Here is a 12,828-nt window from a genome sequence, read left to right on the forward strand (position 1 = left end):
CGTCTTCGCCGGGCAGCTCGACGGCCGGGCCGAGCAGCGGGTGGTCCGAGCGGTCGACGGGGCGGGCCGCGGGGCGGGCGGTGGCCCAGAAGCGTTCGTGCTGGAAGGCGTACGTCGGCAGGGCGACCCGGCGGGCGCCGCTGCCGGCGTAGAACGCCGTCCAGTCGAGTTCGGCGCCGAGGACGTGCAGGCGGCCGAGCGCGGTCGCGAACGCGGTCTCTTCGGCGCGGTCCGCGCGCAGCAGCGGCACCGGGGACGCTGCGGGCAACGTGCGCGCGACCAGGCCGGACAGGGTGCTGTCCGGGCCGATCTCGACGAACGTCCCGATCCCGTCGTCCCGCAACGACTCCAGGGCATCGGCGAAGCGCACGGTCGAGACGACCTGGTTCACCCAGTAGCCCGGGTCGGTCAGCTCACCGGGCTCGGCGGGACGGCCCGTGACCGTCGACACGACCGGCAACGAGGGTTCGTGGAACGTCAGTTCCCCGGCCACGCGGCGGAAGTCGTCGAGCATCGGTGCCATCAGCGGCGAGTGGAAGGCGTGCGACACCGAGAGCCGCCGAGCCTCCTCGAACGACGCCGCCAGCCGCAGCAGCGCGTCCTCCTCGCCGGAGACGACGAGCGACCCGGGGGCGTTCACGGCGGCGATCGCGACGCCGTCGGACAGCAGCGGCCGGACCTCGTCCTCGGTGGCCCGCAGCGCGATCATCGCGCCGCCTTCGGGCAGTGCCTCCATCAGGCGGCCGCGCGCGACGACGAGCGCGCACGCGTCCGGCAGGTCGAGCACCCCGGCGACGTGCGCCGCGGCCAGCTCGCCGACCGAGTGCCCGGCCACCCGGTCCGCGCGCACGCCGAGCGACCCGGCGAGCCGGAACAGCGCGACCTCGAGGGCGAACAGCGCGGGCTGGGCGACGCCGGTGCGGTCCAGCACGGCCGGGTCTTCGGTGTGGATCGCTTCGGTCACCTCGGCCGGGAAGTGCGCGCAGACGTCGGCGTACGCGGCCGCGAAGACCGGGAACCGCGCGGCCAGCTCGCGGCCCATGCCGGGGCGCTGGGTGCCCTGCCCGGCGAACACCGCGGCGACCGCGGGCTCGACCGGGGGCGCGATGCCGGTCGCGATTTCGGCGCCGCCCAGCAGCACGGCCCGGCGGTCGAACGAAGAACGGGTGGTGAGCAGGGAATGGCCGACGTCGACCGGATCGGCGTCCACCGTCCGGAGCCGGTCGACGGCCGCGCGGAGGGCCGCTTCGGACTGGGCCGAGACGATCCACGGGACGGCGGTCACGGCGACCTCGCGCGCGGGTTCGGCGACCGTCTCCGCCGGAGCCTGCTCCAGGATCAGGTGCGCGTTCGTGCCGCTGATGCCGAACGACGAGACGGCCGCCCGGCGTGGGCGGCCGGCGGCCGGCCAGTCGCGGGCCGCGGTGACCAGGTCGATCGCCCCCGCCGTCCAGTCCACGTGGGACGAGGGCACGTCGGCGTGCAGCGTGCGGGGCACCACTCCGTGCCGCATCGCTTCGATCATCTTGATGACGCCCGCGATGCCGGCCGCGGCCTGCGTGTGCCCGATGTTCGACTTGATCGACCCGAGCAGCAGCGGGGCCGGCCGGTCCTGCCCGTAGACGGCGAGCGCGGCGCGGGCTTCGATCGGGTCGCCGAGCCGGGTGCCGGTGCCGTGTGCTTCGAGGACGTCGACGTCGGCGGGCACGAGGCCCGCGTCGCCGAGGGCTTCGCGGATCACGCGCTGCTGCGCGGGTCCGCTGGGTGCGGTGAGGCCGTTGGACGCGCCGTCGGAGTTGACCGCCGAGCCGCGCACGATCGCCAGGACGTCGTGGCCGAGTTCGCGGGCGCGCGAAAGCCGTTCGACGACGACCATGCCGACGCCTTCGGCCCAGCCGGTGCCGTCCGCGCCGTCGCCGAACGCCTTGCAGCGCCCGTCTTCGGACAGGCCGCCCTGCTTCGCGAACTCGACGAAGATGCCGGGCTCGGCCATCACCGTGACGCCACCGGCGATGGCCAGCGACGTCTCGCCCGAGCGCACCGACCGCACGGCCAGGTGCAGCGCGACCAGCGACGACGAGCACGCCGTGTCCACGGTGACCGCCGGGCCGCCGGTACCGAGCACGTAGGCGACCCGGCCGGAGACCAGGCTCGGCGAGGTGCCGGTGAGCACGTACCCCTCGGCGTCGCCGGTGCCTTCGGCCGGCCGCGGGCCGTAGTCCTGGGCGGTGGCGCCGACGAACACGCCGGTCCGGGTGCCGCGCAGCGACGACGGCGCGATCCCCGCGCGTTCCAGGGTTTCCCACACGACTTCGAGCACCAGCCGCTGCTGGGGTTCCATCGCCTGCGCTTCCCGCGGCGAGATGCCGAACAGGCCGGCGTCGAACCCGGCGACGTCGGCGAGGAACCCGCCGGGCCGCCCGGTGCCGAGCACCGACGCGGGCCAGCCGCGGTCGGCGGGCATCGCGGTGATCGCGTCCACTTCGGACTCGACGAGCCGCCAGAGTTCCCCGGGCGAGCCGGCGCCGCCCGGGTAGCGGCAGCCGAGACCGACGATGACCACCGGATCGGCGTCGCCGGCCGCGGCGATCGCGGGTGCCGTCTTCGGCGTGGCGCCGTCGAGGTGCCCGGCGAGCGCGCGGACGGTGGGGTGGTCGAACAGCTCCGTCGTGGCCAGCGTGCGGCCGGTGGCGGCGCCGAGCCGGACGGCCAGGTCGACGTTCATCGCCGAGTCGAAACCCAGCTCGCGGAAGGACGTGTTCGGGTCGACCTCGGCGATCCCGGCGCCGAGGACCGCGGCCGCCTCCGCGCGCACGAGCTTCAGCAGGTCACGGTCGACGGGGGCCGCGGCGGGCGCCGGCTCGGGCGCGTCGAACCAGTGGCGTGCGCGGTCGAAGGCGTAGGTCGGCAGGTCGAGCGGCCTGCCGCCGGCGGTGAGCGCCGTCCAGTCGACGTCGATGCCCCGCACGTGCAGCTCGGCCAGCGCGGCGAGGACCCCGGCGTCTTCCGGGCGCCGGGGCCGCGAAGCCCGCACGGTCACCGGGTCGCCGTCCAGGGTGGCACGCACCAGCGAGGTGAGCGTGCCGTCCGGGCCCAGCTCGAGAAACGCGGTGCTGCCCAGCTGGGACAGCGTGGTGACGGCGTCGGCGAACCGGACGGTGTCGCGTGCTTGGCGGACCCAGTACCCGGGTGAGCACAGCTGGGCTTGGCGGATGACGCGGCCGGTCACCGTCGACACCATCGGCAGCCGCGGCGGGCGCAGGTCGAGCTGCTCGACGACCCGGCGGTACTCGGCGAGCATCGGGTCCATCAGCGGCGAGTGGAACGCGTGCGAGACGGCCAGGCGGGCGGTCTTGCGGCCGTCGGCCTCGAACCGGGCGGCCAGTGCCAGCACCGGCTCTTCGGGACCGGCGAGCACGACCGAAGCCGGGCCGTTGACCGCGGCGAGCACGACATCGCCGCCCAGCAGGGGTTCGACCTCGGCAGCGGAGGCGCGGACGGAGACCATCGCGCCACCCGGCGGCAGCGAACCCATCAGCCGGCCGCGGGCGGTGACCAGCACGCAGGCGTCGTCGAGGGACAGCACGCCGGCGACGTGGGCGGCGGCGATCTCGCCGACCGAGTGCCCGGCGACGTGCTCCGGCTCGATCCCCCACGAGGCGAACAGCCGGTACAGCGCGACTTCGTAGGCGAACAGCGCGGGCTGGGTGTGCCCGGTCTCGGCGAGCACTGCGGCGTCGGCCGAGCCCGGCTCGGCGAACAGGACGTCGCGCAGCGGGCGTTCGGTGTCGCAGCGCGCGCAGATCTCGTCGAGTGCCTCGGCGAACACGGGGAACCGCTCGTACAGCTCTCGGCCCATGCCGGGCCGCTGGGCGCCTTGGCCGGGGAAGAGGACGGCGAGGCGGTGCTCACCGGCCGTGCCGGTGACGACGTCGGCCGACGGCTCCCCGGCCGCGAGGGCGGGCAGGGCGGCGGGATCGAGCACGACGGCCCGGTGCGGGAACGCGCCGCGGGTGGTGACCAGGGAGTGCGCGACGTCGAGCGGGTCGGCGTCGAGGGTGGTCAAGGCCCTGGCCTGGCCGCGCAAGCCGCCCGCGGTGCGGGCCGAGAGCACCCACGGCGCGGTTTCGGACGGGGTGCGCCGGGGTTCCTCCGGGACCCGGGGCGCGGCGGAGAGGACGAGGTGGCAGTTCGTGCCGCCCATGCCGAAGGACGAAACCCCGGCGTAGGCGTGGGGCCCGGGCCACGGGACCGGGTCGAGGGCGACGCGCAGGCGCCAGTCGTCGAACCGGATGGCCGGGTTCGGGTGCTCGTGGTTGCGGCTGGGCGGCACTTCGCCGTGGGACAGCGACAGCGCGACCTTCAGCAGGCCCGCGATGCCGGCGGCGCCTTCGAGGTGCCCGATGTTCGTCTTGACCGAGCCGACCCACAGTGGATCTTCCCCGCGGCCGGGCGCGAAGACGGCGCCGAGCGCGGCGGCTTCGAGGGGGTCGCCGACGCGGGTGCCGGTGCCGTGCAGCTCGACGTACTTGACGGCGTCGGCGGGGACGTCCGCGCGGCGCAGCGCGGCCCGGATGACGGCTTCCTGGGCGTCGGCGCTCGGCGTCGTGAGGGTCTCGCTGAAGCCGTCGTTGTTGACCGCGCCGCCTTCGATGACGCAGTGGATGCGGTCGCCGTCCCGCAGGGCGGCGGTCAGGGGCTTGAGGACGACGAAGCCGCCACCCTCGCCGCGGACGTACCCGTTGGCGCGGGCGTCGAAGGTGTAGCAGCGGCCGTCGGGCGAGAGGCCGCCGAACCGGTCGGCGGCGATGGTGCTTTCCGGGGCGAGGTTCAGCTGGACGCCACCGGCCAGCGCCAGCTCGGCCTCGCCGCCGCGCAGCGCCTCGCAGGCGAGGTGCACGGCGACCAGCGACGAGGACTGCCCGGTGTCCACCGACAGGCTCGGCCCGCGCAGCCCGAAGGTGTAGGAGATGCGGTTGGCGACGACCGCGCGGCTCTGCCCGGTGAGCGTGTGGTGCCCGATCGCGTTCGCGCCGCCCTGCTTGAGCAGCGTCGCGTAGTCGTCCGCGCTCGCGCCGACGAAGACGCCGGTCGAGGTGCCTTCGAGGCGCGACGGCACGATCCGCGCGTCTTCGAGGGCCTCCCAGCCCAGCTCGAGGGCGAGGCGCTGCTGCGGGTCCATCGTCGCGGCCTCGCGGGCCGGGATGCCGAAGAACGCGGCGTCGAAGGTGTCCACTTCGGACAGGAACCCGCCGCGGCGGGTCTCCGGCGGGACCGAGGACCGGCGGTGTTCCGGGACCTCCGTCGTGCCGTCGGCGCCGTCGCGCACCAGGGTCCAGAAGGCACCGGGTGCGGGCGCCGCGGGCAGGCGGCAGGCCAGGCCCACGATCGCGACAGCACCTTCGCGGGCAACGTGCTCGGCTCGATCCACCGCGGCGCTCCCAGTGATCCGGTTCGGGCGGACGCCCGGGTCGCCTCACGACGCCGGAGCCACCGCCGGGGTTCAGGTCGAAAGCGACTATGCCGTCGCCGGGGCCGGTTTTTCCCCAGAGATCGGCCCGGGCTGCCCGGCCCCCGGCGCGAAGTCTGGGGTTTTCCGTGGTTTCGCGGCGGCATGCTCTTCGCGCCGGATGTCCCGTGAGGAAGGCGAACCATGTCACGCATCGGAACGGCGTTGAGACGCCCCTGGATCGTCCCGTTCTACTTCCTGGTGTTCGCGTTCCTCGCGTTCCGGCTGCCCAGTTACCTGGGCTTCGACCCGAGCAAGTCGACCGCGGCGACCCGCCTCGACCTGCCGTTCTACTACCCGCTGCTGGTGGCGCACATCCTCTTCGGCTCGGTGGCGTTCGTGACGGCGGCGATCCAGGTCTGGCCGTGGCTGCGCAACCGCAACCCGAAGCTGCACCGCATCTCCGGCCGTGTCTACGTCCTCGGCGGCGCCCTGCCGGCGGGCCTGGCGATCCTGACGATCACGCCGTTCCTCACGCACGGCCCGGGCCAGAAGGCGGGCAACGCGCTGCTGGGCCTGCTGTGGCTGATCACGACGATCGTCGGCTTCCGCCGGGCGCGGCAGGGCCGGATCGTCGAGCACCGCGAGTGGATGCTGCGCAGTTTCGCGCTGTGCTTCTCGATCCTGGCGTCCCGCTTCTGGCTGGGTCCGGTGATCCTCTGGCTGGAGCCGGAGGTCTTCACGATGGGCGTCGACGGCCCGCCGGCGGTGCAGGACCAGGTGTCGACGCTGACGTCGTGGATCCCGTGGGTGGTCAACCTGCTGATCGCGGAGTGGTTCAACCACCGGGCCCGTTACAAGGCGCTGGGCCGCCAGGCGGCCAAGCGCGCGGCGGCGAAGGTCTCGGTCCCCGCCGCCCCGGCCGAGCCCGTGCTGGCGCCGAACACGAAGACGCCGGTGCTGGAGCGGACCGCCCCCGACCCCGTCCCCTGAGTCTCGCGGACTGCCTTCCCGCGGCGGAAAACCCCGGCACAACCCCAGGTGCCGGGGTTTTCCGCGCGCCCGGTCCGTGGATCGGTCGGTGCGCTCCAGGGCGGCCCTGGTCGCGCTGGATCAACACCGCGGCGCGTCTCCGTCGAGGGTCGAGGGTGGCGGCGGGGGAAGCGAAGTGCGCCCCAAGGCCACCTCGGGTGCGTCCATGCACCGGAGGTGGCCTTGGGGCGCACTCCTGCCGCGACCTAGCCGACCCGGGGCAGCCAGGCCTGGACCGCCGCGACCGCGTCCGCGATGTGCTCCTCGACGATCGTGAAGTGGTTGCCCGGCACATCCGTCACCGTGTCCGCGTGGGGCCAGGCCGAGCGCCAGTCCACGGCCTCCTGGGCCGCGACGATCGGTTCCGACGCGCGGACCAGCAGCGTCGGGCACGGCAGCGGCCCCAGCTCCCAGCCCTCCATCAGGTCGAAGCACCACGCCATCGCCGACAGCCCCGCGCTCGTCACCTCGGTGTACTGCTGGTTGCGCTTGTACAGCCCCTGCATCAGCCCGCCCCCCGCGCTCGCGACGAACTCGCTGTCCACCGCGTACGGGTCCAGCAGCGCGACGCCGGCCGGAGGCGTGCCGCGGCGGCACAGCTCGGTCGCGATCGCGTGCACCAGCAGGCCGCCGGTGGACACGCCGAGCACGATCGACGGCTCGCCGCCCGTGTACGCCGAGATCGCGTCGGCCTCCGCCGCCACCAGGGCCTGACGGTCGGCCGGGAGGGCTTCGCCGTCGGTGAAGCCCGGGATCGGCACCGCCGAGACGTCGTGGCGACCGCGGCAGGACGCCGCGAACAGCGAGTACTGCTGCACCCCCGCCATCGCCACCAGCGCCGGGACGCAGATCAGGTGCGGGCCGGGCGCCGCGTCCGGGGACCGGCGGGCCAGCCGCAGCGGGCGGATCGGGCGGGTCAGCTCCGCCGACGTGCGGAACTTCGGGCGCAACGTCGCCGCCGCGCGCAGGAACGCGATCGCGTCCGCCTGCTGCCCGGCTTTCAGCGCTTCGGTGAACAGGCCCGCGATCGTCTCCGGGGCCTGCACCGACACCGTCGTGGTCACCTCGCCGGACGCCGGTTCGACGGCGAGTTCGGCGGCCAGGTGGGCGGCCAGCTCCGCCGGGGTCGGGTGGTCGAACACCACGCCGACCTGCAGGATCAGGCCGGTGGCCGCCTGCAGGCGGTTGCGCAGGTCCATCGCGGTCAGCGAGTCGAAACCCAGCTCCGGGAAGCTGCCGTCGACCGGCACGGCGGCCGCACCCGGGTGCCCGAGCACCGCGGCGGCCAGGCCGCGGACCAGGTCGAGCACCGCGGCCGGCCGGGCACCGTCGGGCAGCTGCGCGTACGCGCGGGCGAACGAGCCCGCGTCCTGCTCCGTCGTGGCCGCCGAGCGGCGGGACGGCGGCGGCAGCAGGGCGTACATCATCCGCGGGACCTCGCCGGCCGCGCGCATCGCGGCCAGGTCGAGCCGGATGGCGGCGAGCACCGGCTCGGCCGGGCGGGCCAGCGCGGCGTCGAACAGCGCCAGGCCCTGCTCGGGCGACAGCGCCAGTGCTCCCCCGCGTTCCTGGCGGCGGCGGCCGGTCTCGTCCAGCCGGGCGGCCATCACACTGCGGTCGCCGGCCCAGGTGCCCCACGCGATCGACGTCCCCGGCAGGCCGAGGGCACGGCGGTGGCGGGCGAGCGCGTCGAGGAAGGCATTTGCGGCGGCGTAGTTGGCCTGTCCGGCGTTGCCCGCCAACCCGGCGAACGACGAGAACAGCACGAACGCCGTCAGTTCGCGGTCGCGGGTCAGTTCGTGCAGGTGCCAGGCCGCGTCGAGCTTCGGCGCGAACACCGTGTCGAGCTTCTTCGGGGTCAGCGAGCCGAGGACGCCGTCCTCCAGCGCACCGGCGGTGTGCACGATCGCCCGCACCGACGGCTCGGCGGCCAGCAGCCGGGCCAGCGCGTCCCGATCGGACACGTCGCACGCCCGGATGTCCACCGTGGCGTCGAGCTCGGCCGCGAACTCCGCCGCGCCGGGTGCCGCCGGGCCGCTGCGGCTGACCAGCAGCAATTCGCGGGCACCGTGCTCGGTGACCAGGTGCCGGGCGACCGACCGGGCCAGCGCCCCGGTGCCACCGGTGACGAGCACCTTGCCCCCCGTCCAGTCCACAGTGGATTCCTCGCCGCGCACCCGCGTGAGGCGGCCGACGTGCGGCACGCCGTCGCGCAGCACGACCTGCGGCTCGCCCGAGGCGAGCAGGCCGGGCAGCAGCGGCAGCAGGTCCCGGATGGACTGGTCGCCTTCGCGTTCGAGGTCGGCCAGCACGATCCGGCCGGGGTTCTCGGTCTGCGCCGAGCGCAGCAGACCCCACGCGGTCGCGCCCGCCAGGCCGTCCTCGGTGGCGCCGCGGGTGACGAACACCAGCCGCGTGGTGCGCAGCCGGTCCTCCCCGAGGAACGCCTGGACCTCGCCCAGCACCCACTTCGTCAGGTCGCGGGCCGCTTCGCGGTCGTTCTCCGGCCGCACCGGCACCAGCGGCATCAGGATCACCTGCGGCGCGGGCAGACCGTCGTCCAGGGCCCGGGACAGGGCGCCGATGCCGAGGAACGTCTCGACCGCGCGGCCGAGGGTGTAGACGGCGCCGGTCAGCCCGAACTCGTCGGCACCGGCGACGACCCACGTGCCGTCGGCGAGCCGGCCGGGCTCCGGGGACGGCACCGGCTGCCACTCCCAGCGGAAGAGGCTGTCGCCGTGCGCCGGAGCGGCCTCGACGGGGCCGGCGGCCCGCAGCAGCAGCGAGCCGACGGACACGATCGGCGTGCCGGCGGTGTCGGCGAGCTCGACGCGGACGCTGTCGGGGCCGGTCGGGCTGATCCGCACGTGGGCCCGGGACGCGCCGACCGCGTACAGCTCGACGTCGGTCCACGAGAACGGCAGCCTGCTGCGTCCTTCGCCGGTGAACGACGCCGCGTGCAGAGCGGCGTCGAGCAGCGCCGGGTGCAGCGCGCACGCGGCCGCTTCGGGGCGGTTGGCTTCCGGCAGCGCGACTTCGGCGTAGACGTCGTCGCCGTGCCGCCACGCCTTGGCGAGCCCGCGGAACAGCGGGCCGTACCCGAAGCCGTTTTCGGCGGCCGTCTCGTAGAACCCGGTCAGGTCGATCGGCTCGGCGCCCGCCGGCGGCCACTCGGCGGAGAACTTCCCCGCTTCGGGCACGTCGCCGGCGCGCAGGACGCCGGTGGCGTGGCAGGTCCACGGCTCTTCCCCGGCGTCGGGCCGGGCGTAGACGGACAGGGTGCGCCGCCCGGCCGGGGTCAGCGGGCCGAGCACCACCTGCGTCCGCACGGCCTGTCCGGGCGGGACCACCAGCGGCACGGCCAGGGTCAGCTCGTCGACGACCGGGCAGCCGGCCTCGTCTCCGGCGCGGATGGCCAGCTCGAGGAACGCGGTGCCGGGCAGCAGGACCGCGCCGCCGAACGTGTGCTCGGCCAGCCACGGGTGCGTGGGAACCGCCAGCCGTGAGGTGAACAGGAAACCTTCCGTGTCGGGCAACGCCGTCACGGCGCCGAGCAGCGGATGGCCGGCGGACGCGAGGCCGAGCGCGGTGATGTCGCCGGTCGCCTGCAGCGCGGCGCGCGGCCAGAAGTCCGTGCGCTGGAAGGGGTACGTCGGCAGTGCGACGCGTTCCCCCTCGGCGGGGACCACGAGGTGCCAGCCGACGTCGGCGCCGCGGGCGAAGGCGGCGCCGAGCGCGGCCAGGAACCGGTCGGGGCCGCCGTGGCCGAGCAGCAAGGTCGCCGACGCCGTCGCACCCGTACCCGACTGCTCCAGCAGTGCCTGCAGGCCGAGGCTGAGCACCGGCTGTGGGCTGATCTCGACGAAGTGCCGGGCACCGCGGTCGAGCGCGGCGAGGACGCCGGCGTCGAACCGCACCGTGCGTTCCAGGTTGCGGTACCAGTATTCGCCGTCCATTTCCGGGCCGTCGAGCCACCGCTGGTCGGCGGTGGAGAAGAAGGGGATCTCCGACTCGCCGGGGTGCAGTTCGCCGAGGACCTCGAGGAGTTCGTCGTGCAGCACGCGCACCTGGGGGCTGTGCGCGGCGAAGTCGACGCCCTCGACGCGCCAGCGCATGAGCCCGGCCGCCGACAGGCGTTTTTCCAGCGTGGTCAGCGCTTCCGGCGCACCGGCGACGGTGACCGTGCGCGGCCCGTTGACCGCGGCGATCGAGAGGGTGCCTTCGAAGTCGCCGAGCAGCTCGCCGACTTCGGCCTCCGACGCCATCACCGACAGCAGGCCGCCGTGCCCGGCCAGCCGGTCGCCGATCAGGCGGCTGCGCAGGGTCACGATCCGCGCGGCTTCGGGCAGCGACAGCACCCCGGCGAAGCACGCGGCGGCGATCTCGCCCTGCGAGTGCCCGAGCACCGCGGCGGGCCGGACGCCGTAGGAGCGCCACAGGTGCGCCAGCGACACCATCACCGAAAACAGCACCGGCTGCACGACGTCGACCCGGTCGGCCGAGGGGGCGCCCTCGGCGCCGGTCAGGACGTCCAGCAGTGACCAGCCGACGTACGGCCGCAAGGCTTCGGCGCACTCTTCGATGCGGGCGCGGAAGACCGGCTGGGTTTCCAGCAGGGCCACCGCCATCTCGGGCCACTGCGAGCCCTGGCCGGGGAACACGAACACCGGGCCGGGCGCGGCGGTCACCGTGCCGGTGGCCACGGTCGGGGCCGGGACGCCCGCCGCGAGCGCGGACAAGCCTTCCCGCAGGGTGGCGTGCCCGGTCCCGGCGACGACGGCGCGGTGGTCGAACCGGCTGCGGGCCAGCAGGGTGCGGGCGATCCCCGCCAAGGACTGCGCCGGGTGCTCGTCGAGGTGGGCCAGCAGCCGGGCGGCCTGCGCGGCGAGGGCTTCCGGCGACTTCGCCGACAGCACCCACGGGATCGCGGCCGGTTCCGCCACGGGCTCGGCGGGCTCGGCGGGCGGGGCCTGTTCGAGGACGACGTGCGCGTTGGTCCCGCTGACGCCGAACGACGACACGGCGGCCCGGCGCGGCGCCCCGGTCCGCGGCCACGGGCGGGGTTCGGTGAGCAGCTCGACGTCACCGGCGGTCCAGTCGATCTTCGTCGACGGCCGGTCGACGTGCAGGGTGCGCGGCAGGACACCGTTGCGCATGGCGAGGATCATCTTCAGCACGCCGCCGACCCCGGCCGCGGCCTGGGTGTGCCCGAGGTTGGACTTCAGCGAGCCGAGCCACAACGGGCGGCCTTCGGGGCGGTCTTGGCCGTACACCGAGATCAGCGCCTGCGCCTCGATCGGGTCGCCGAGGCTGGTGCCGGTGCCGTGCGCCTCGACGACGTCCACTTCGGACGGTGAGAGCTTCGCGTCGGCCAGCGCGGCGCGGATCACCCGCTGCTGCGACGGGCCGTTGGGCGCGGTGAGGCCGTTGGAGGCGCCGTCGGAGTTGACCGCGGACCCGCGCAGCACGGCGAGGACCTCGTGGCCGTTGCGGCGGGCGTCGGACAGCTTTTCCAGCGCGAGCATGCCGACGCCTTCGGACCAGCCCGTGCCGTCGGCGCCCTCGGCGAACGCGCGGGAGCGGCCGGTCGGCGACAGCGCGCCCTGGCGGCTGTACTCGATGAACACCATCGGCGTCGACATGATCGCGACCCCGCCGGCGAGCGCGAGGGAACATTCCCCGCGGCGCAGGGCCTGGGCGGCGAGGTGCAGGGTGACCAGCGACGACGAGCACGCGGTGTCGACGCTGACGGTCGGGCCTTCGAAGCCGAAGGTGTAGGAGATGCGCCCGGAGGCGACGCTGCCGGCGCTGCCGTTGCTCTGGTAGCCCTCCAGGTCTTCGGTGACGCCCTGCAACGCGATCGCGTAGTCGTTGTACATCACGCCGACGAACACGCCGGTGTCGCTGCCGCGCAGGGAAAGAGGGTCGATGCCCGCGCTTTCACACGCTTCCCACGCGGTTTCCAGCAGCAGCCGCTGCTGCGGGTCGGTGGCCAGCGCCTCGCGCGGGCTCATCCCGAAGAACGCCGCGTCGAAGCCGCCGGCGCCGTGCAGGAAGCCGCCCTCGGCGGTCGCCGACGTGCCGGGGCCGCCGACGTCGCCGAGCAGATCGGCCAGCGGCCAGCCGCGGTCGTCCGGGAAGCCGGAGATCGCGTCGGTGCCGTCGTCGACCAGCCGCCACAGCGCTTCGGGGGTGTCGACGTCGCCGGGGTAGCGGCAGCTCATGCCGACCACGGCGATCGGCTCGTCGCCCGCGGACTCCGCGGCCACCAGGCGCTCGCGGGTGCGTTGCAGGTCGGCGGTCACCCGGCGGAGGTAGTCGAGCAGCTCGGCTTCGGTCGCCACGGG

The 12,828-nt window shown here is 74.8% G+C and carries 1 protein-coding gene and 2 pseudogenes (1 of these 3 cut by a window edge); 1 reads left to right on the forward strand and 2 read right to left on the reverse strand.

The genetic code is table 11. The features are described from left to right. Positions 1-5,386: pseudogene (locus tag ACLJQE_RS07720) on the reverse strand (SDR family NAD(P)-dependent oxidoreductase) (its annotated part extends 21,737 nt beyond the left edge of the window); the annotation flags it as partial. A 267-nt stretch (positions 5,387-5,653) separates the two neighbouring features. Between ACLJQE_RS07720 and ACLJQE_RS07725 the strand changes: the two are divergent. Beyond that, positions 5,654-6,442, forward strand: coding sequence for a DUF2306 domain-containing protein (locus ACLJQE_RS07725; protein WP_410638411.1), 789 nt, complete (start codon positions 5,654-5,656; stop codon positions 6,440-6,442). Positions 6,443-6,687: 245 nt separating this feature from the next. Here the strand turns inward: ACLJQE_RS07725 and ACLJQE_RS07730 are convergent. Further along, positions 6,688-12,822 (reverse strand): annotated as a pseudogene (locus ACLJQE_RS07730) (type I polyketide synthase); the annotation flags it as partial. Positions 12,823-12,828: the final 6 nt, after the last annotated feature.

It is taken from the genome of Amycolatopsis sp. lyj-346 (assembly GCF_046548975.1).
In the GTDB taxonomy this organism is placed as follows: Bacteria; Actinomycetota; Actinomycetes; order Mycobacteriales; family Pseudonocardiaceae; genus Amycolatopsis.